Source organism: Flavobacterium sp. WC2409, from assembly GCF_041200085.1.
In the GTDB taxonomy this organism is placed as follows: Bacteria; Bacteroidota; Bacteroidia; order Flavobacteriales; family Flavobacteriaceae; genus Flavobacterium.
On the sequence record NZ_CP165625.1, the window covers coordinates 2,428,864 to 2,448,473 of the forward strand.

The 19,610-nt window shown below is 33.1% G+C and carries 20 protein-coding genes; 7 read left to right on the forward strand and 13 right to left on the reverse strand.

What is annotated here, in order from left to right; all coding sequences use genetic code 11:
* Nucleotides 1-139 precede the first annotated feature (139 nt).
* Nucleotides 140-895: a hypothetical protein gene (locus AB3G34_RS10400; protein WP_369752397.1), complete on the reverse strand. Its 756-nt coding sequence runs from the start codon at nucleotides 893-895 to the stop codon at nucleotides 140-142.
* 276 nt (nucleotides 896-1,171) lie between these two features.
* Between AB3G34_RS10400 and AB3G34_RS10405 the strand changes: the two genes are divergently transcribed.
* The gene (locus AB3G34_RS10405) at nucleotides 1,172-2,710 is read left to right on the forward strand and encodes an IS1182 family transposase (RefSeq protein ID WP_369752343.1); all 1,539 of its coding nucleotides are present in this window, start codon (nucleotides 1,172-1,174) and stop codon (nucleotides 2,708-2,710) included.
* A gap of 228 nt (nucleotides 2,711-2,938) precedes the next feature.
* On the opposite strand, the gene AB3G34_RS10410 is transcribed toward AB3G34_RS10405, so the two are convergent.
* The 3 genes from AB3G34_RS10410 to AB3G34_RS10420 all read right to left on the reverse strand — a co-directional run bounded on the left by AB3G34_RS10410 (nucleotide 2,939) and on the right by AB3G34_RS10420 (nucleotide 5,818).
* Nucleotides 2,939-3,808 (reverse strand): DUF4238 domain-containing protein, encoded by an 870-nt coding sequence (locus AB3G34_RS10410; RefSeq protein ID WP_367771598.1) that lies wholly within the window; start codon nucleotides 3,806-3,808, stop codon nucleotides 2,939-2,941.
* A 328-nt stretch (nucleotides 3,809-4,136) separates the two neighbouring features.
* Complete coding sequence (locus AB3G34_RS10415) at nucleotides 4,137-4,775, reverse strand: peroxiredoxin (RefSeq protein WP_369752398.1); 639 nt, start codon at nucleotides 4,773-4,775, stop codon at nucleotides 4,137-4,139.
* 131 nt (nucleotides 4,776-4,906) lie between these two features.
* Nucleotides 4,907-5,818 (reverse strand): AEC family transporter, encoded by a 912-nt coding sequence (locus AB3G34_RS10420; RefSeq protein WP_369752399.1) that lies wholly within the window; start codon nucleotides 5,816-5,818, stop codon nucleotides 4,907-4,909.
* 187 nt (nucleotides 5,819-6,005) lie between these two features.
* On the opposite strand from AB3G34_RS10420, the gene meaB reads away from it, so the two are divergent.
* A complete protein-coding gene (gene meaB, locus AB3G34_RS10425) occupies nucleotides 6,006-7,094 on the forward strand; it encodes a methylmalonyl Co-A mutase-associated GTPase MeaB (protein ID WP_367771606.1) in 1,089 nt (362 codons plus the stop codon).
* A 2-nt stretch (nucleotides 7,095-7,096) separates the two neighbouring features.
* Here the strand turns inward: meaB and AB3G34_RS10430 are convergent, their stop codons facing one another.
* The 3 genes from AB3G34_RS10430 to AB3G34_RS10440 all read right to left on the reverse strand — a co-directional run bounded on the left by AB3G34_RS10430 (nucleotide 7,097) and on the right by AB3G34_RS10440 (nucleotide 9,774).
* A complete protein-coding gene (locus tag AB3G34_RS10430; RefSeq protein WP_367754720.1) occupies nucleotides 7,097-7,327 on the reverse strand; it encodes a hypothetical protein in 231 nt (76 codons plus the stop codon).
* Nucleotides 7,328-7,416: 89 nt separating this feature from the next.
* The gene (locus tag AB3G34_RS10435) at nucleotides 7,417-8,325 is read right to left on the reverse strand and encodes a prohibitin family protein (protein WP_367771608.1); all 909 of its coding nucleotides are present in this window, start codon (nucleotides 8,323-8,325) and stop codon (nucleotides 7,417-7,419) included.
* A gap of 72 nt (nucleotides 8,326-8,397) precedes the next feature.
* Entirely contained in the window at nucleotides 8,398-9,774 is a 1,377-nt protein-coding gene (locus AB3G34_RS10440) for an MATE family efflux transporter (protein ID WP_367771610.1), read from the reverse strand.
* A 232-nt stretch (nucleotides 9,775-10,006) separates the two neighbouring features.
* Between AB3G34_RS10440 and AB3G34_RS10445 the strand changes: the two genes are divergently transcribed.
* A complete protein-coding gene (locus AB3G34_RS10445) occupies nucleotides 10,007-10,588 on the forward strand; it encodes a hypothetical protein (protein WP_369752400.1) in 582 nt (193 codons plus the stop codon).
* A 50-nt stretch (nucleotides 10,589-10,638) separates the two neighbouring features.
* Here AB3G34_RS10445 and AB3G34_RS10450 read toward each other — a convergent pair whose 3' ends face one another.
* On the reverse strand, nucleotides 10,639-11,520 hold the full coding sequence (locus AB3G34_RS10450) for a PPK2 family polyphosphate kinase (RefSeq protein WP_369752402.1): 882 nt from the start codon (nucleotides 11,518-11,520) through the stop codon (nucleotides 10,639-10,641).
* 178 nt (nucleotides 11,521-11,698) lie between these two features.
* On the opposite strand from AB3G34_RS10450, the gene AB3G34_RS10455 reads away from it, so the two are divergent.
* The 3 genes from AB3G34_RS10455 (at nucleotide 11,699) to AB3G34_RS10465 (ending at nucleotide 14,026) form a co-directional block, all read left to right on the forward strand.
* The gene (locus AB3G34_RS10455) at nucleotides 11,699-12,535 is read left to right on the forward strand and encodes a hypothetical protein (protein ID WP_369752403.1); all 837 of its coding nucleotides are present in this window, start codon (nucleotides 11,699-11,701) and stop codon (nucleotides 12,533-12,535) included.
* Between the two features lies 1 nt (nucleotide 12,536).
* Nucleotides 12,537-13,220, forward strand: coding sequence for a lysostaphin resistance A-like protein (locus AB3G34_RS10460; RefSeq protein WP_367771621.1), 684 nt, complete (start codon nucleotides 12,537-12,539; stop codon nucleotides 13,218-13,220).
* A gap of 89 nt (nucleotides 13,221-13,309) precedes the next feature.
* Nucleotides 13,310-14,026: a 3-ketoacyl-ACP reductase gene (locus AB3G34_RS10465; RefSeq protein WP_367754733.1), complete on the forward strand. Its 717-nt coding sequence runs from the start codon at nucleotides 13,310-13,312 to the stop codon at nucleotides 14,024-14,026.
* A gap of 190 nt (nucleotides 14,027-14,216) precedes the next feature.
* Here the strand turns inward: AB3G34_RS10465 and mtaB are convergent, their stop codons facing one another.
* Nucleotides 14,217-15,545 carry a tRNA (N(6)-L-threonylcarbamoyladenosine(37)-C(2))-methylthiotransferase MtaB gene (gene mtaB, locus AB3G34_RS10470; protein ID WP_369752404.1) on the reverse strand — a complete coding sequence of 443 codons (1,329 nt, stop codon included), beginning with the start codon at nucleotides 15,543-15,545 and terminating at the stop codon, nucleotides 14,217-14,219.
* 123 nt (nucleotides 15,546-15,668) lie between these two features.
* On the opposite strand from mtaB, the gene AB3G34_RS10475 reads away from it, so the two are divergent.
* Nucleotides 15,669-15,920, forward strand: a complete 252-nt coding sequence (locus AB3G34_RS10475) for a hypothetical protein (RefSeq protein WP_369752405.1) — start codon at nucleotides 15,669-15,671, stop codon at nucleotides 15,918-15,920.
* Nucleotides 15,921-16,342: 422 nt separating this feature from the next.
* Here AB3G34_RS10475 and AB3G34_RS10480 read toward each other — a convergent pair whose 3' ends face one another.
* From AB3G34_RS10480 to AB3G34_RS10495, 4 genes are all read right to left on the reverse strand, one after another.
* Nucleotides 16,343-17,140, reverse strand: coding sequence for a Cof-type HAD-IIB family hydrolase (locus AB3G34_RS10480; protein WP_369752406.1), 798 nt, complete (start codon nucleotides 17,138-17,140; stop codon nucleotides 16,343-16,345).
* Between the two features lie 88 nt (nucleotides 17,141-17,228).
* Nucleotides 17,229-17,447 (reverse strand): DUF2007 domain-containing protein, encoded by a 219-nt coding sequence (locus tag AB3G34_RS10485; protein ID WP_367754741.1) that lies wholly within the window; start codon nucleotides 17,445-17,447, stop codon nucleotides 17,229-17,231.
* 74 nt (nucleotides 17,448-17,521) lie between these two features.
* The gene (locus AB3G34_RS10490) at nucleotides 17,522-18,205 is read right to left on the reverse strand and encodes a DEAD/DEAH box helicase (protein WP_369752407.1); all 684 of its coding nucleotides are present in this window, start codon (nucleotides 18,203-18,205) and stop codon (nucleotides 17,522-17,524) included.
* Between the two features lie 87 nt (nucleotides 18,206-18,292).
* Complete coding sequence (locus AB3G34_RS10495) at nucleotides 18,293-19,456, reverse strand: sigma-54-dependent transcriptional regulator (protein WP_369752408.1); 1,164 nt, start codon at nucleotides 19,454-19,456, stop codon at nucleotides 18,293-18,295.
* Nucleotides 19,457-19,610: the final 154 nt, after the last annotated feature.

The following is a 19,610-nucleotide window of genomic DNA, read 5'->3' on the forward strand; positions in this document are numbered from 1 at the left end:
AACGTTCCCTTGCTACAAGTGGTTTGGGGTTAAATTAAGCCTTATTTTCGGATTTGCTACATCATCCCAAATACAAAACCAACTTTCCATTAAGCCAAATACCCAAATTACTTGTAGCGTGTGTTGTGTGCTGTGTTTTTTAGTGTTCAGTGTATCTAATTCTTTTTCTAATATAATTCATTAGTTTTTCTTCATTATTCAATTCGTTTTTATTCCAAATCGTAATTTCCTTTGCATTATCTAAAGATTTTAGGTTTATATTACCAAAAAACAGAAACAGTATTTTAATTTTTAATTTTCGTTTTCTATTTATGAATTGTGAACGATTTAAATTGCCAAATATATCTTCATACTTCATAAAAACTACAATTAGGTAAACAATTGGAATAAAGAATAGAGTAAAAAGCGGTGAAAATAAAAAGGATTTTAAATTAGAAATTGATATTAAATCTTTTCCATTAGTAATTACTTTGTAAACTACATAGATTAAAATTGAAATCCCAACAATTGAAAGTAAAGAATTCAAAAATTTAGAAACCGCTAAATAGCCTTCTTTCTGTTTATTGTAGTCTGCATAAAAGTATAATAATGAAATAAAAGTTACAGTTGGAATTAAAATCAATTCGCCAATTAATGAAAAATTAAAAAAACCAATCAGAAATTCAGAAAACAATGTAATTGAAAACAACTTTAAAATTACAACTTTAAAATCTTTGAAATTTTTTAAACTTGTAACGTTAAAAACCATTACTAATGCAGTTGTTAAAAACCAAAATATAAAATCTTTATAAAGTGATATTTCCCAAATTCCATTTCTGTTCAAGTACGAAATTATGAAGTAAAAATAAATTGCGATTATAAAATATATTGCGACAAAATATTTGTTGAATAACATTTTTAGAAGATTTCCGATTTGTTTTAAATCTTTTCTTTGGCTAAAAATTAGAATAATTATACAAATTATAGACCACGTAACAATTGAAATTTCTCTATTTGAAAAAGATTGCAAAAATTCATTCATTTATTTTTCAATTAATTTATTTCGTTTCGTTTTCCGGTCTTTTTTGGCAACATAGCACACAACGTCAGTCTGTGAAAAAACTTTCGTTTGATTCTCAATCAAATATAGCAAAATACTAGAATAAAAAGAGGAATTTTCGTATTTTTAGTCATGCAACACATCACAGGAATTTCCCGCCACCAAATGCGTTTTTCGAGTTTAGAAGACGCCATAAGTACAGATAATCAGGTACGCTTTATCGATGCCTTCGTTGGACATATTGATCTGAGCAAGCTTGGTTTCGCTGTAAAAACGCTTAAGACCGAAGGTCGGCCCAGTTTCAATAGCCAAGTCTTTCTAAAAATCTACTTATACGGTTATCTCAACGGGTTCAGAAGTGGTCGTGACTTAGAAAAAGAATGTTCAAGAAATATAGAAATGCAATGGCTTTTAGAAAATATTCGTCCCAATTACCATAGTATCACTGATTTTAGAAAGAATAATCCTTTGGCTTTAAAAAATACTTTCAAGCTATTTGTTTCCTTTTTAAAAGATGCTAACTTGATTTCGGGAGAAACTATTGCTATTGATGGTACAAAAAGTCGAGCTCATAATAGTAAGAAAGCCAATTTCAACCAAAAGAAAATTGACAAACACCTCGAGTATATTGAATCCAAAACCCAAGAATACTTAACTGCTTTGGATGAAAATGATGTTAAAGAAAGTGCTACTAAAATACAGCACATCCAACAAAAAATAGAACGATTAAAGGGGAATAAATTGCGTTATGAACTACTGGAAGAAAAACTAAAAGCCAGCGGAGAACCACAGATAAGCACCACCGATAGCGATGCTAGAGCGTTATTAGTTCAAGGGCAAGTGGTCGAGATTTCCTTCAATATCCAAGCTGCAGTTGATTCCAAACATAATCTTGTGGTTGCAACTCACACCATTAATCGTAATGATCGCAGTGCATTATCAGCAATCGCTTTGGAAGCCAAAGAAAACTTAGGCATTGAGACTTATACGGCTTTGGTAGACAAAGGTTATCATAATGGCAAACAAATAGAAATTTGCCAGCAAGCCAATATCACTACCATAGTAGCTCAACCTGAACAAGGAAAAAGCAATGAAAATGGAACAACCGCAGCCTATTTAGTTTCCCAATTCCAATACGATAAAACCACCGACAGCTATACTTGTCCAAAGGGCGAAGTATTAAAAACGACAGGTAGTTGGCACAAGAAAAGCAAAGATAGAGATAGTTATAATTTTAAAAAATACCGAACTCCCAAATGCAAAGGATGTTCGGTAAAACATTTATGCACAAGTCGAGCAGGAGGCAGGGAAATAGACCGCAGTCAATATGGGGATGCTGTAGAAGCAAACAATAAACGCTATCACGCAAATGCACAACTCTACCGCAAACGACAGGAGATAAACGAACACATCTTTGGAACCATCAAGCGGCAATGGGGTTACAATTATACCAATTTAACAGGATTGGAAAAAGTAAACGGCGAACACAGCTTAATAATGCTAGTTTATAACATCAAACGCAGTATCAACATCCTGGGCGTTCCTGATTTGATTACCAAACTAAAAAAATGGAACTCACCCTACAAGGCAAAAGTCTTGCTTTGGTTAAAAACGAACTATTTAAGACTGAAATTAGCCTTCGTATCATATAAAACTAAATTAGCAGCGTAAAAAATTAGCCTTCTTACAAGGCTTTATTAGTAGTGTTGCGATATGAAAATTGAGTGATTTTGAGGAAAAAAGGAGGTTTTTTCACAGCCTGACGTTCTGGTACTACAGCGGGTTTGGGACTAAATTAAGCCCATTATTCGGATTTGCCAAATCATCCCAAATACAAAACCATCTTTCCATTAAGCCCAATACCCAAATCCGTTGTAGTGGCTGTTGGCAGTAGTATGTTTATTTATATTTTTTGTTAAGTTCTATTTTTGTAGGTTCAAATTCTGTATTAAAAACTAAATATTTATCATAATCAAAAGTTATTTTTTTTGTTACTTCATCAAAAGTATCAAAATCAATTTCATTTATTTTATCTTTTTTTAGACTTCTTAATGGGTTTGTTTGTATTTCAGAACTTGGATGATACATAAACAAGCAAAAATCTTTTGAAAGAGACAGATAAATTTCAGATTCGATAGGAATCAACACTCCGTATTTTCCTTGAGTGTCTAAATGAACTGGACTATCTGTTGTTAGCCAACCTATATTGTTAAAATCTTTTATGAATACTTTATTGAAATGTTTAAATACATTAGCTAGATAATGCATAATTGTTTCCAATATAATATTTAATTGATTTTCTTTTTCGAAATAATTTAAAACAAATTCTATGTCTTTTTTATCGTTTGAAAAATGACTTATTTCTGAAATAAATTTTTCCCGAGTTAGATTATCTGTTAAAAGTCCATTTATGAAATTTCTAAATGGATTAGTTCGGCACAATATGTTTGCAACAAAAAAATAAAGAAATTTTGTGTCTTTGGAGTTTAATTGCTTTTGATTATGAAGATTTGAAATGAGTATATTGTAATGATTCTCTATTTGATTACTCATATTCTCAAAACCTCTTCTTATTTCAAAATCTTCAAATGGCAAATCAAATATATTAGTTTCGATTGTAAAATCATTTACTCTAATATTTTCCGTTTCTGTTTTACCTATTTCTAGTATTGAAAGCCAAAATTCTTCATTTTTTTTATAACCAAAATGCTTCAAGTAAACTTGAGAAACTTTATGTTGTTTTTGATTTTCAGGCTCTTCTTTTTTCATATTACTGCCAACTAGTATATAAGCGAAACAAAACTTCGTATATACCCCAAAATTTGGGTAGATTGGCGAAGGTTTGTTTCGCTTTACCTACTCTCAAATATATAACTTATTCTTTAGAAAGTTTGTAAAGTAATTATAGAAACAAAAACGGTCTGCCTAGCCCTGATGGAAATGAAAATCCCGAGCCCTTGCGAAGCTAAAGGGTGAGGATTGTAATGTACAGCAGGACTGAAAGTGGTTTTGGAAAAGAATCGTTATGCTCCTAAAAAATCTAGCCCATAAAAAAGGGAACTCCAGTAGAATTCCCTTTTTTGCCTTGTATTAATTCCTATTTATTAGGTTGTGGTGTCATCCTTAAATAGTATTTTATTTTTTGGAATCCTTTAGGGAATTTAGCAGGAATGTCTTCGTCTTTTATGGCGGGAGAAATCACTACGTCTTGACCATCTTTCCAGTTGGCCGGAGTAGCTACACTATAATGGGATGTCAACTGCAGGCTATCAATTACACGTAGTATTTCGTCAAAATTCCTTCCTGTCGACGCAGGATAAGTAAGTATCAATTTTATTTTTTTATCAGGTGCAATTATAAAAACGGAACGAACCGTGAAAGTATCATTGGCATTGGGATGAATCATATCATACAAATTAGCGACTTCTTTACTTTCATCAGCTATGATAGGATATTGTAAAGTCACATTTTGAACTTCTTCAATGTCTTTAATCCATTTTAGGTGCGATTCGAGTCCATCCACACTTAATGCAATGACTTTGGTATTTCGCTTGACAAATTCTGGATAATAATTAGCCACCGTTCCTAATTCGGTAGTACAAACGGGAGTAAAATCAGCAGGATGTGAGAATAAAACGCCCCAAGAATCGCCTAACCATTCATGAAAATGTATTTTTCCTAATGTTGTTTCTGCAGTAAAATCTGGAGCTATATCTCCTAATCGCAATGTTGCCATGAGTTTTTGTTTTAAATTTATTTAAAATTAGTCAAAAAGTCCCACAAGACACACAACCAACATCATAAATAAAACAAAAATGTTCTAGAAACACTGGTAATGAAACCTAAAAGATAAAGTGAATAGCGTTTTTAAAACCATTGCAAAATCAAGTACCAAAAAACCAATGTGATAAAAGAAAGTGGTATTCCATAACCAATCATCATACTACTCAATCGGGGTTTTAGACCGTGAGTAGCAGCTAATATACTTCCTGTAATCATAGGCGCCATTGCTGCCTCCATAATAGAAACATCAATCATTTTAGAATGTTGGCCCAAAACGATTACATATAAAAAATAAATTAGCGCAGGTGTCAATAGCAATTTATATAAAAGACCCAGTCCTAAAAATTTCCAGTGCTGACTTCTACTCTCAAATCGCAACTGCAATCCTACTGAAACTAATGCTAATGGAGTAACTGCACTTCCTGTTTTTTGTAAAATAAACTGTATCCATTCTAGAAAATCATATCCAAATACATTCATGAAACAAGCAAAGAGAAATGTAATAAATGGCGGAAAAAACATAATTTTTTTTACAATTTGACCACTGCTTTGTTCCCCTTTTGAATATAAGGTTGCCACTAGAATCCCTAAGGTAGAAAGTACCACAAAAGTGCCCGGCTGATCGACTAATATAGCCGTTTTCATTCCGTCAGCTCCATATAAAGCTTGAATGATTGGAAATCCTAAAAAGGAGGTGTTTCCTAGTCCCGATGTTATAATTAAACAACCAGTCAATTTTTTGGACCACTTATATTTCTTTCCTAAAAAACGAAAAAACACAAACGAAAATCCAAATGTAATCCATGCGACTCCAATGGGAAATAACAATTGATTATTCCAGTGGATTTTTGGAATAAAATACAAAGCCAAAGCTGGAAGACAAATGTAAATAACAATCTTGTTTAACAACTTATAACTATCTGTAGGAAACCATTTTACCCGTTGTAAAACAAGACCGATGAATAAGTATATAAAAATGAGAAGAATATTGATCATAGCGCAACAAATATATTCACTAATTTATATAGTAGCTAGAATAAAAAACAAAATTATTAAAGAAGCTTCAAAAATTTTTACTGCATACTTTTTTAAATACTATTGCTCTTTTCTTATCCATAAAAAATTTAATTAATTCCAATAATTCCCGTTTAAGTATTAATTTTACGGAAAACGATTTAAAATTTTGGAAAACGACAACATAAAACATTCTGCTCTTAACGAAAAAGCTGGAATTTCACCTCCAGAATTTATCAGCTCAACTGTTGTAAAAAAAATTCAGAAATTCAGAAAAATACAACCTTCTGCCGAGGAATTAGTTGGTGGCATTTTATTGGGCAACATAACTGATTTAAGTCGGGCCATTACTTTAGTCGAAAGCTTAAATCCCGATCATTTGATAAAAGCGAATGAAGTGATCAATGCCTGCTTACCGCATGCCAATAAATCAGTTAGAATAGGAATCACTGGTGTTCCAGGTGTGGGAAAAAGTACTTTTATAGAAGCTTTTGGAAAATACTTAACGGGAATAGGCAAGAAAGTCGCTGTTCTAGCTGTCGATCCTAGTAGTTCTATTTCTCACGGAAGTATTCTTGGGGACAAAACCCGAATGGAAGAATTAGTAAAAGATAAAAATGCCTACATACGTCCCTCCGCTTCTGGAGATACATTAGGCGGCGTAGCACGAAAAACAAGGGAAACCATTACCCTTTGTGAAGCTTGCGGTTTTGATACTATTATTATTGAAACAGTAGGTGTAGGTCAGAGTGAGACCGCTGTTCACAGCATGGTTGATTTCTTTTTACTGCTAAAAATTGCAGGTGCTGGTGATGAGTTACAAGGTATTAAACGTGGTATCATGGAAATGGCCGATGCTATCGTTATCAATAAAGCAGATGGAGATAACATCAGAAAAGCAAAACTAGCAAAAACCGAATTCAATCGTGCTTTGCATCTTTTCCCTGCCAAAAAATCAGGATGGACGCCTACAACCGCTACCTGTAGTGCGATTACTCAAGATGGAATATCAGATGTTTGGGAGACTATTTCTACCTTTCTTGAGTTGACAAAAGACAATGATTATTTCTATACAAAACGAGCTGAGCAAAACGAATATTGGCTGATGGAAACCATCAATGAGCAGCTAAAATCTAATTTTCACAATGATCCAGAAATTCAAAAATTATTGGATTCTACTAAAAAAGCGGTGCAAAATGATGAAATTTCACCCTTTGCAGCCGCTCAGTTATTATTAAAAACGTATTTTAAAAAATAAAATTATTCTTTTTCGTAACGCTCCATTTCTCTGTCATAAAAAGCATTCGCCTGTTCTATCAAGCCTTCCATTTCTGAGTTCAATTCAGATTCATCTAGATCTTCTGCTTCTTCCATGAACTCCACTTCATCATCTTTTAGATTAATGATAAATCTAGGGTAATCCATATGAATGATAAAAATATCATCTGGAAAATCAGTATTGTCGCCTAGTAAAAATTTTGGTAATTCCATTTTTTAATATTTATTGATTGATGTGTTTATCCTGTCTATTATAATCGTTTAAACGAATGAACAAATAACCGAATAAACTTTTAAAAAATCTATTTGTCAGAAAGAATTATTGGAGCACCGCCTTTACCATTCATGAAAATAATTTTCGTATTGGGTGAAGCTGCTAATTCTTTTTGGGCTTTAATCGTTTCGTATTGCAATTGCTTATCGGTTAATCCCGTTGAAATTATTTTTTGATAATCAGCGATACCTTGTGCTTCCACCCTTTTACGCTCTGCTTCTTGTTTTTCTTTTTGCAAAACAAATTGCATCTTTTGCGCATCTTGTTCTGCATTAATTTTACTTTCAATAGTTGTTTTAACAGATGCAGGAAGATTTATATTTCGAATCAATAATTGCTCTAAAATAAGTCCTCTACTTTTAAAATCAGCTTCAATACTTTTAAAAATTCGATCTTGAAATTCATTTCTTTTAGTTGAATATAAAGCTATTGCATCATAATAAACAGCATTGTCACGAATACGAGTACGAGTAACAGGTCTAACGATTTTATCAGAATAATTTACTCCAATTTGTTTAAAAATCTTAGGAGCATCTACTGAAGATACGCGGTATAACACCGTCAAATCAATTACTACTTCCAATCCATCATTAGATAATACACGAATAGCATCATCACCAACTTGAGCACCTTCGCCATGCTCTGCTGACATAGTATAATTTTGTGTTTGAATATCAAATTCAGTGATATCCAAAAGTGGATTAATTAAATGCAAACCACTCTCTAAAATATCCGGTTCTACATTACCATATAGTGATTTCACACCTACTTTTCCAGCATCAATTTGCTTGAAAGCAGAAGAGAAAAAGCCTATAATAATTATTAAAACTCCAATAATCTTAAGAAGGTTAGCAAATTTAGAAAATGGACTATGGTCATTTTTTAAAGTAAAACTCATAACCACTAAGATGATACCCAGAATAATAAATACAATCATTTTTTAAATTTTTAGTTGCCTAGATAAGACGATCAAATGAATAAGAAGTTACACAGAATAATTATACTAAATTCAATGGTTTTCCAAAACCAATTTTTTAGTCAATCTAGTAAAGCGAATATACAAAAATAAAGCAGCAGTTGATAATCCTGCGAGAAGTCCTATCCAAATTCCAGTTGCTTTTAATTCAGTATATAAGCCTAAATAAATGGATATCGGAAACCCAACCACCCAATAAGCTACAAAAGTGATGTACATAGGCACTTTTACATCCTGCAATCCTCTTAATGCGCCTAATACAACTACTTGGATTCCATCGGAAATTTGAAAAACGGCGGCAACTAATAATAATTGAGCAGCAATAGTTACGACCTCCGTATTTACGGCTAAATCTTCCATATTTTTCATATCAACAAATAAAGCTGGTAAATAAGAATGAAAAATTACAAATAAAGCGGCAAAAAATGTTTCTAATACAATTGCTAATAAAAAGATAGAAAAGGCAACGATACGAAGTTGCTTATAATCAGCAAGTCCTTTTTGATTCCCTACACGAATCGTGGCTGCTACACTTAATCCCATAGCAAACATAAAAGTAAAAGTAGCCAAACTTAATGCGATTTGGTTGGCTGCCTGATTGATTATTCCTAAACGTCCAGAAAGCCAAATGGCTCCTGTAAACAAACCTACTTCAAAAAACATTTGCATAGCTGAAGGCGCTCCCAATCGGATGATTTTCATATTCACCTCCTTTTTTATATTCTTCAAAGAAAAATTCTCGAAAAAAGGATGAAACTTTTCCTTTTTTTGCATCATATAATGCATATATCCCAACATTACAAAACGGGAAGCTATCGTTCCTATAGCTGCGCCAACAATTCCCAACTCTGGAAAAATCCAAATACCATATATAAACAGATAATTTAAAACCACATTCACTACATTCCCTAAAATAGTAGCCCACATCGAATATTTGGTTTCACTCATCCCATCAGCAAATTGCTTGTATCCTTGAAATATGATTAACGGGATTAAGGAAAAAGCGACAATGTCTAAATAAGGTTTAGCCAACTCTACTACGTTTTCTGGTTGTCCCATGAAACCTATTAATGGTTTAGAAAAGAAAATAAGTCCAAAAAGAAACACGCCTAAAAAAGAACACAAATACAAACCATGATGAAAAGCACTTCGCCCTTCTAAAATGTTTTTTTTGCCGTCAGCTTGTGCAGCCAAAGGGGTAATTGCTGTAGAAAATCCAATCCCCAAAGACATGGCTATAAATACAAAACTATTCCCTAGAGAAACTGCGGCCAATTCAGTTGGGCCTAGTTTACCCACCATTATATTATCTACTATCCCAACAACAGTATGCCCTAACATTCCCAAAATTATAGGATAGGCCAATCTTAAATTATAGGAAAACTCTTTTGTATAACTAGCTAAATTCAATTTTTATTTTTTTTTAGAAGCAAATATAATTAGAAGCATTTGATTGTTCTTGTATAAATCAATTTATAGCTGAAAAATTTTAATATTTTTTTAAGGATTCAGATATTATGTAACAAAATCAAATAATTCTATAACATTTCAGGAGGGTCTCAGATATAAATTTGCACCAGTCATCAACACAAAATAAATATATAAGATGGCTTTAAAATTTAATAATATAAAACTCAAAATTATGAAACCTACACAAAAAATTAAAATTTTATTCGTATTTGCAGTCTCGACACTATTTGCAAGTAACGTTCAAGCCCAAGAAAAAACTGAAACTCCAAATTATGATCAAGGATTCCGTTTAGGAGTTGGTTTAAATGCAGGATATGCAACTCAAGACCCATACAAATTGGCTTTAGGTGCTGATGCTAGATTACAATATGATCTATCAAAAATCTACTCTTTGACATTAACTACCGGATACACTAATTTATTTGTAAGCAAAGCAGATACATTCCCAGGTCAAGTAGAAGGAAAAGATCTAGGAATAATTCCAGCAAAAGCAGGTTTTAAAGCATTCGTTTGGAAAGATCAATTTTATTTAATGGGAGAAGCAGGTGCTGCATTTGCAGTTAGTAACGTTGACAACACCAGAGATAAAACATCTTTATTATTGTCTCCAAGTATAGGATACGCTACTAAATACATTGATATATCTGTAAATTATACACATTATAACCATTTTGACCGTATTGACAGTAATGGTTCTATTGGCAGAGGAGTAGGACAAGTTGGTGTACGTTTAGCTTATGGTTTTAAACTATAAAATATAATTGAATTAGTAAAAAAAATGCACTGAAATTCAGCGCATTTTTTTTATTTATCATTTTTCAAAATGTCTTTATACATCTCAATATTAGCTTTTATTTTCTCGTCTAGTTCCGGCTCTTTAATATCCGTATGTTTTTGCATTTCTTCCCAAATAATTTTGGCAATTATATAACGGCACATCTCTTTATCATCAGCAGGCACGACATACCAAGGTGCGTTTTCAGTCGACGTATTATTTATTGCTTCCTCATAATAATGCATATAATCAGCCCAACGTTCTCTTTCTTTTAGGTCACCTGTAGAGAATTTCCAATTGTGTTTTTCTTCATCCAATCGACGCAACAAGCGCTGTCTTTGCTCTTCTTTACTCATATTCAAAAAGAATTTCAGCACGATAATTCCATTTTGGGTAATGTGTTTTTCAAAATTCCTTATTTGCTCCATGCGATTTTCCCAAAATTCAGGCGTAATATCCTCTACCTTTTCGATTCCAGGAATATTTTCATTCATAATATATTCAGGATGCACTCGAGTGACCAAAACATTTTCATAATGGGTACGATTAAAAATGGCAAACTTTCCTTTCTCTGGCAAAGCTAGATAATGACGCCATAAATAATCATGCTCCAGCTCCGTCGAATTGGGCGTTTTAAAACTATGAACGATAACTCCTCGAGAATTGAATTCTTTAAAAACTTCGCGAATCAAACTGTCTTTTCCTGCAGTATCCATCCCTTGCAAACAAATCAAAACCCCGTAACGGTTGTGTGCATACATCACATCCTGCAACGCACTCAGCTTTTCCCGCACATTGTCTAATTTATCTTCTTTTTTATCATCATTTGCTCCAATACTTAAATTGGTCGCCAATTCAGATAATTTTATGGCACTTACTACTTTAAAATCGTCAGGATTAATAGACTTCATAGGAAAAATTTTATCTTTATAGAATCAAATATAACAAATAATTAGGACTAATCCTGATGTATTTCAGGAGCTATTTCCGGCTATCCGTTGCAATCTTTCTAGTCCTGAACTTGTTTCAGGACTAGAAAGGATTTCCACTTCTATCCGGGCTAGGACATCCGCTTTCACAACAACAATTATGGGCAACTTTACACTCGAATTATTATTTCACATCATTGGCATTGGCTCAGCCTCAGGCCTTTTTTACAAAGAAAACAGCTTACTACTTATTGGCGACAATAGCGGATTCCTTTATGAATACCATCTGGATTCCAAGGCGTTAGAACAGCATCCATTGATACAAAACCCAACAGCAAATATTCCAAAAAGTGAGAAACCTGATTTTGAGTCCATAACTCATTTTCAAGATACTTTATATATTTTTGGTTCGGGTTCCACTCCAAAAAGAAACACGATGGTGGAATTTGATTTAAACAAAAAAAAGAAAATCAAAACCAACAATCTAGTTGATCTCTATGCCGTAATGCAAAGTTTTGGAGACATCAAACCCGAAGATTTTAATCTAGAAGGTGCCGTTTACGATGGTGACAATTGGTATCTATTCAATCGTGGGAATGGAGTTTCAAACAAAAACACACTCTTTACGCTGCATGCCAAAAAACTTAGTGATGAATTCAGCTTACTTTCTAATGATTACAAATTGCCCAAAATAAAAGGAATTCGCTCTACTTTTACTGATGGTGTTTTGGTCAATGACAAACTTTACTTTTTAGCCACTGTCGAAGATACTCAATCCACTTATGACGATGGAGCCATTCTAGGCAGCTTCATAGGGCGCATTGATCTTGAAACCATGAAAATCGATTTTACCAAAAAAATAACTAGCATTAATAAATTTGAAGGCATAACTGTTTTCTCCAATTCCAAAGAGAAAATCGAATTCCTTCTCTGTGAAGACAAAGATACTGATGAGTTAAAAACAGCCATTTACAAATTGGTACTAGATTTAAAATAAGATGAGCGATAGTACAAAAACAGCCCAAAAATCAACGGTTATTGGTGGAATCGCATTTCTACTTTTTATCTTATTTACGACCACTTTTTTTCTTCCTTCCATAAGACAGTTAGGCATTGATTACAAAACTGCCTTCTTCATCTCTAGATTAATAATTTGGATTTGCTTGCTATTAACATTCCTATATGCCATGTATATAGAAAAGCAACCTTTTTTATTATGGAAAGAAAAAGAATACTCTTTTCCCTATTATTTAGCGTCCATAGCGGTAACGATGATCGTTTTAGTCTTTGTTGTATTTGTAGTTTCTATGGTATTAAAAACATTGGATTCGAATCTTGAAAGTAAAAAAATGAACGAAATCATACAGTTTTTCAAGAATAACACGCCATTAATCTGGTTTACATCCATAACTGCAGGAATTACCGAAGAATTACTCTTTCGAGGCTATCTAATCCCTAGATTGGAAATAATAGTAAAAAACACTTTCCTATCAGTCCTTATTTCTAGTATTTTATTTGGCCTTTTACATTTTAGCTATGGGACTTTAATACAAGTAATAGGACCGTTTTCTATTGGCTTAGTTTTAGCCTTGCATTATCAAAAATACAGGAACATTAAAATCGTAATCATTTGCCATTCCTTATGGGATCTAGCATCATTATTAGTAAATACATCCCATTAACCCTAACTTTAAGTATTTTTTCACATTGCCCATTCATTTAAAAAAACGGAATGGTTTAACTTTGCTCACAACATCTAAAATTGAATGAAATGACTGACTTAAAAAATAAAAATGCACTGATCACTGGTGCCGGAAAAGGAATAGGAAAAGCAATTACTTTGGCCTTAGCTAAGGAAGGCGTAAATGTAATATTACTTGCGAGAACGCAAGAAGAGATTGATAATGTTGCTGCTAAAGCGCGTTCTTTAAGAGTAAAAGCACTTGCCTTAACCGCTGATGTAGCCGATATTGATTCGGTAAATTCTGCCGTTGAAAAAGCTTTGGCCGAATTTGGAACTATTGACATCTTAATTAACAATGCTGGAATTGCAGCTTTTGGTAAATTCTTAGAACTAGAACCTACAGCTTGGGAACGCATCATTCAAGTCAACTTAATGGGAACCTACTATATGACTCGTGCTGTTTTACCTAATATGATCGAAAGACAAACGGGTGACATCATCAACATTTCATCGACTGCAGGATTAGCAGGAAACGCATTAACGAGTGCGTATAGCGCTTCTAAATTTGCTGTTTTGGGACTTACTGATTCTTTAATGCAGGAAGTTCGTAAGCACAATATTCGCGTAACCGCATTAATTCCAAGCACGGTTGCTACTGATATGGCCAAAGATTTAAAACTAACGGACGGAAATCCTGAAAAAGTAATGCAAGCCGAAGATATGGCTGAATTAATTATCGCCCAGTTAAAATTAAACCGACGCGTTTTCATTAAGAATAGTAGCATTTGGTCTACGAATCCTTAAAATTAGACGAAAGTCAAATGTTTTAAAATCGAAAGACTAATTAGTACTAAAAAACCATTAAGAGATTAAGTTTATTAAGCGCAACACCTAATAAACTTAATCTCTTAATGGTTAAAAAAACTTATATCACTTTAATATTTAATCTTAGGATTGAAGAGTAAAAAACTTAAATGACTTATATGTTTAAAAATTAAACTTCTACTTCAATAAACTCCATTCGCACTGAACCATCCTCATCAATATGAGTCAAATTGATATTGTGTAATGTATTCACCAATTCTGGATTCCAAGGTGTTTTTACTTTTACGTAATTCTCTGTAAAACCGTGGATATACCCTTCTTTATTTTCACTTTCGAATAAAACGGTTCTATTACTTCCTAGCTGACTTTCATAAAAAGCACGACGTTTCTTTACGGATAAACCACGTAACATTTTACTTCTTTTTGAACGTACATTGGCAGCAACAACTCCAGGCATATCGGCAGCTTCTGTATTATCGCGTTCTGAATACGTAAAAACATGCAAATAAGAAATATCCATCTCATTTAAGAAATGATAGGTTTCTAAGAATTGTTCATCGGTTTCTCCGGGAAAACCAACAATTACATCTACACCTATACAAGCGTGTGGCATCACTTCTCTAATCTTATTCACTCGCTCTGTGTACACTTCGCGTTGGTAACGGCGTTTCATCAGTTTCAAAATTTCATTACTTCCTGATTGTAATGGAATATGAAAATGAGGCACAAAAGTTCTGCTTTTAGAAACAAACTCAATCGTTTCATTTTTCAACAAATTAGGTTCAATGGATGAAATTCGTAATCTTTCGATTCCTTCCACTTCATCTAATGCTTGCACTAATTCTAAAAAAGTATGTTCGTGTTTTTTATTACCAAACTCTCCTTTACCGTAATCTCCAATATTTACACCCGTAAGAACAATTTCCTTGATATTTTGTTTTGAAATTTCGTAGGCATTTTTCAATACATTCTCCAGTTCATCAGATCGAGAAATTCCTCTAGCAAGCGGAATCGTACAATACGTACATTTATAATCACAACCATCTTGTACTTTCAAGAAAGCACGTGTTCTATCTCCTATGGAATAACTTCCTACATAGAAATCGGCTTCCGATATCTCGCATGAATGTACCTCGCCCATATCATTTTTGGACAAGTCATTAATATAATCGGTGATTTTAAATTTTTCTGTAGCTCCCAGAACGAGATCAACTCCATCAACAGCCGCTAATTCTTCGGGCTTCAATTGGGCGTAACAACCTACAGCTGCTACAAATGCTTTGTCATTCAACTTCATCGCTTTTTTAACGACTTGCTTGAATTGTTTGTCCGCATTTTCAGTTACTGAACAGGTATTAATTACATACATATCAGCCACTTCTTCAAAATCGACGCGGTCAAAACCTTCATCTTGAAAACTCCTTGCTATTGTTGATGTTTCTGAAAAGTTTAGTTTACATCCCAGCGTATAAAAGGCAACCTTTTTTCTGTTTTCCATAAGTAAACTCAATTTAATGAAATCGTTGTCAAAAAAATTGAGTGTGCAAATTTACATATAAATTGCAAGAATTAAAATTGGATTATCATTATATTTATAAATAGATTCTAAACAAAAAAAATCATGCAACCTACTAATTTACAAAAAGATAAACTGGAGTTAATTGATAAAATTATCCATACAGAAGATCAAAGCACTTTGGACTTTTTAAAAAATGTCTTAAATGACGAACCATTGGAATACGAATTGACCCATGAACAAAAATTAATTTTAGATGAATCTACAGCAAAATATTATTCTGGGGAAGAACCTTCTTTCACGTGGGAAGAAATAAAAAATAATGCTAGAAAAAACTTTCATGAAAAGAAATCTTAAATTTTCTTTTCGAGCTAATGTAGACACCATTGTTGCTTATGAATTTTATGAATCTAAACGTAAAAATCTAGGCGAACGATTTCTAAACGATTAGAAGAATGCTATAAAGCGATCGTTTTAAACCACACAACTTATAAAGTTGTTTACAAAATATACCATCAAGCAGTCGTGAAAAAATATCCTTTTGTTGTTTTGTATAGTGTTGATGAGAAAGATATTATTATTACCGCTATTTTCAACACTAGTAGAAACCCAAAGAAAAAACTTAGATAGAAATCTATAAGTTCTATGTTCTTTAGACAGATAAACACATTACTTACAAAGTTACTGCACACAAAAAAACCATTAAGAAATTAAGCTAATTAAGACTTACTCTTAACTTTCCTTAATTTCTTAATGGTTCAATTAAACTCTAAAAGATTCTAAGCCAATATAAATCGTCTTACCACCTCAGCAACGCCGTGGTTATTATTTGAAGCCACAATAACATCCGCTTTGTCTCTCAATTCAGGATCCACATTATCGACCCAAACACCTAATCCTGCATATTCAATCATGGTCAAATCATTCCCAGCATTACCTACAGCTATAATTTCCGCCTGAAGAATCCCCAATTTGTCGGCTAAAAATTTGATACTTGCGCCTTTATCTATTCCGTTTTGAGCTACTTCTAAAAAGAAAGGTTTTGACATACACACACTCAGGTGTGGCATTGCTGCTTTTAAATCTTTCTCCACTTCTTTAAGATAACTGGGTTCTTCTAATAAAATACATTTTATAGCTGAAGACTGTACTTCTGCTTTAAAACTTACTACTTTATTGTGTTCTAAACCGGTGATATTTTTTTCGATTTCAATGTATTCAGAATCTGTTTCACTCACGATTTTCCCATCCACATAAGTAATGATATGCGTTTTGCTTTTTACACTATATTCATATAAGTCATGAATTTGTTCTTGAGTTAACGTTTGCTCAAAGATGATTTTATCTTCTTTTAAATCTGAAATTACGGCTCCATTATAAGAAATCATATACGAATTATGTAAGTTCAATTCTTTTGCATAAGCCGTCATTGCGGGCGTAGGTCTTCCCGAAGCCAAAACTACATGAATACCCAATTCCAGTGCTTTAGCAAGCATTTCCTTATTTTCAATGGAAACTTCATGATCATCATTCAACAAGGTATCATCCATGTCTAAAACCAACATTTTATATTTCATCCCCTTTATATTATTTTAATTTACAAAAAAGAAAACCTTGATGGTATTTTAAGCATCAAGGAATTAATTTTATAAAACTATTATTGTATTAAATACTTAATCTAAATTCTTCAATAATTGGATTCACCTTAGCAAATTCAGTTTCTTGAACGAATAATTCTACAGCTTGACCATAACTTCCAAAACCTGCCAATCTTGCCGATTGAATATTGTCTTTCTTTACTACATCAACTCCTATTTCTTCAATTTTTTCTTTTAAAGCTAAAGCCAAAATCTCACTTCCCGAAAACACTTTCATTAGTCCCATTATAAATTTTGTTTTATTGTTTAAACCGCAACGTTTTCAGTGCATAAAAATTGAAAACATTGAAAGTCTTTTATTTAATTATTCCCGTTTTCTTCATCCCCTTCTTGCTCCTCGAAATCTTCTACTTCCTCATTCTCTTCTTCGAAATCTTCAAAATCAAATTCAAAAGGTTCTACTAGCATTTTATCAGCAAGACTTTCAATTCGATCTGTCATTTGTTCCGTAAAAATGATGCGTTGTGTTTTTATGATGCTATTTGAAATACGCATGATTTTTGTTTCATGACGCAATTTCAAAATAGGATCTGCATCATCAAGAATAAACATTTTTAAACGGTTTACATTAAATCCTGCAGTGGTAAACATTTCACTCAACTTATTAGGTGTACCAATCAACACATCTACTCCACCAGAAATATAATTTTTGTCATATTCCATATCCCCCTTGTCATGCACTCCGTAAACACTGATATCAGTGTGTTTACCATATTTCTCAAAAAGTGCTTCCATGGCCAATACCTTGGCTTTGTCCTCAACAATGATCAAAGCACGTGGAGATTGCTCTCCTTCTTTAACTAATTGCTGGATCACATTGATTACAATAGTAGTCGTTTTTCCACTTCCTGCTGGTGCCAAAATAAGGCAATCAGCACCACTTTTTAAAGTTGAAAAAGTTTCTTGTTGCATTACATTGGCTTCTGTTAAGCCGTTTGCAATTAAAGATTCTTTTAAGCCTTCGTTAATTTTTTTTAATTTCATTTATTTTATATTGAAAGATTTAAGAATTGAAAAATTAAAAGAATTTCCCTCCTAATTTTTAAATCTTTAAATCTTTAAATTATTCAATTATTTTGAAGCAAACAACTTCACATCACTCTCGGAAATTTCGTTTCCTCCAAGAATTATTAAACGCTCCACTACATTTCGTAATTCACGTATATTTCCAGTCCAATCGTATTCCTGCAATAATTTGATTGCATCTTTAGAAAAATGTTTTAATGCATTTCCTTGCTCAGAAGCAATTTTGTCAGCAAAATGAGAAATCAACATTGGAATATCGTCACGTCTGTCATTCAACGATGGTACTTTTATTAATATTACTGCTAAACGGTGGTATAAATCTTCACGAAAACGACCTTCGGCAATTTCGACTTTTAAATCTTTATTAGTTGCTGCCACAACGCGAACATTGACTTTGATATCTTTATCAGCACCTACTCTAGTAATCATACTTTCTTGTAAAGCACGCAATACTTTGGCTTGAGCCGAAAGACTCATATCACCAATTTCATCCAAGAAAATAGTTCCTTTATCGGCCGCTTCAAATTTTCCTGCGCGGTCTTTTACAGCCGAGGTAAAAGCACCTTTTACATGACCAAAAAGCTCGCTTTCTATCAGTTCAGATGGGATTGCGGCACAGTTTACTTCGATTAAAGGAAAATCAGCTCTCTCACTTTTTTCATGCAATTGATGCGCCACTAGTTCCTTACCAGTTCCATTTGGTCCTGTAATTAAAACACGAGCTTCCGTTGGAGCAACTTTGTCAATCATCACTTTAATGTGATTGATGGCCTCACTATCCCCAATCATTTCGTAGTTCTTGCTGACTTTTTTCTTTAGAATCTTATTTTCAACTACCAGTTGTTTTTTGTCTAATGCGTTTCGAACGGTATTTAATAAACGGTTCAAATCTGGTGGTTTTGATATATAATCAAAAGCGCCCAAACGCATCGTATTGATTGCCGTTTCCATATCGCCATGACCAGAGATCATCACCATTGGGATTTCGGGTTTTATTTTTTTTACGGCTTCGAGTAACTCCACACCATCCATTTTTGGCATTTTGATATCACACAAAACCAAATCGTAATCGTTGTTTTTTATTTTTTCAAAACCTATCGCACCATCTTCGGCGTCTTCTACTTCATAGGTATCGTTCTCTTCGGAAAGTATTTTTGTTAGTACTCTTCGAATAGCTGCTTCGTCTTCTATAATTAGTATTTTAGGCATGTTTTTTTATTATTTTACCGCAAAGTTCGCAAAGTTTTTTTGCAAAGTTCACAAATTAATTATAATCTATTTCAATAACCCTGATTGCAGTGAAAATCCTTTTTTAATTCGCTTCTTTAGCGAATTAAAAAAGATTGAAACGAAAAGCAGGAAA

What these genes read in the sequence shown, in the direction of transcription:
- AB3G34_RS10400 (WP_369752397.1), bottom strand. Translation starts at nt 895, where the DNA reads ATGTTATTCAACAAATATTTTGTCGCAATATATTTTATAATCGCAATT.
- AB3G34_RS10405 (WP_369752343.1), top strand. Translation starts at nt 1,172, where the DNA reads ATGCAACACATCACAGGAATTTCCCGCCACCAAATGCGTTTTTCGAGT.
- AB3G34_RS10410 (WP_367771598.1), bottom strand. Translation starts at nt 3,808, where the DNA reads ATGAAAAAAGAAGAGCCTGAAAATCAAAAACAACATAAAGTTTCTCAA.
- AB3G34_RS10415 (WP_369752398.1), bottom strand. Translation starts at nt 4,775, where the DNA reads ATGGCAACATTGCGATTAGGAGATATAGCTCCAGATTTTACTGCAGAA.
- AB3G34_RS10420 (WP_369752399.1), bottom strand. Translation starts at nt 5,818, where the DNA reads ATGATCAATATTCTTCTCATTTTTATATACTTATTCATCGGTCTTGTT.
- AB3G34_RS10430 (WP_367754720.1), bottom strand. Translation starts at nt 7,327, where the DNA reads ATGGAATTACCAAAATTTTTACTAGGCGACAATACTGATTTTCCAGAT.
- AB3G34_RS10435 (WP_367771608.1), bottom strand. Translation starts at nt 8,325, where the DNA reads ATGATTGTATTTATTATTCTGGGTATCATCTTAGTGGTTATGAGTTTT.
- AB3G34_RS10445 (WP_369752400.1), top strand. Translation starts at nt 10,007, where the DNA reads ATGAAACCTACACAAAAAATTAAAATTTTATTCGTATTTGCAGTCTCG.
- AB3G34_RS10450 (WP_369752402.1), bottom strand. Translation starts at nt 11,520, where the DNA reads ATGAAGTCTATTAATCCTGACGATTTTAAAGTAGTAAGTGCCATAAAA.
- AB3G34_RS10455 (WP_369752403.1), top strand. Translation starts at nt 11,699, where the DNA reads ATGGGCAACTTTACACTCGAATTATTATTTCACATCATTGGCATTGGC.
- AB3G34_RS10460 (WP_367771621.1), top strand. Translation starts at nt 12,537, where the DNA reads ATGAGCGATAGTACAAAAACAGCCCAAAAATCAACGGTTATTGGTGGA.
- AB3G34_RS10465 (WP_367754733.1), top strand. Translation starts at nt 13,310, where the DNA reads ATGACTGACTTAAAAAATAAAAATGCACTGATCACTGGTGCCGGAAAA.
- mtaB (WP_369752404.1), bottom strand. Translation starts at nt 15,545, where the DNA reads ATGGAAAACAGAAAAAAGGTTGCCTTTTATACGCTGGGATGTAAACTA.
- AB3G34_RS10475 (WP_369752405.1), top strand. Translation starts at nt 15,669, where the DNA reads ATGCAACCTACTAATTTACAAAAAGATAAACTGGAGTTAATTGATAAA.
- AB3G34_RS10480 (WP_369752406.1), bottom strand. Translation starts at nt 17,140, where the DNA reads ATGAAATATAAAATGTTGGTTTTAGACATGGATGATACCTTGTTGAAT.
- AB3G34_RS10485 (WP_367754741.1), bottom strand. Translation starts at nt 17,447, where the DNA reads ATGGGACTAATGAAAGTGTTTTCGGGAAGTGAGATTTTGGCTTTAGCT.
- AB3G34_RS10490 (WP_369752407.1), bottom strand. Translation starts at nt 18,205, where the DNA reads ATGAAATTAAAAAAAATTAACGAAGGCTTAAAAGAATCTTTAATTGCA.
- AB3G34_RS10495 (WP_369752408.1), bottom strand. Translation starts at nt 19,456, where the DNA reads ATGCCTAAAATACTAATTATAGAAGACGAAGCAGCTATTCGAAGAGTA.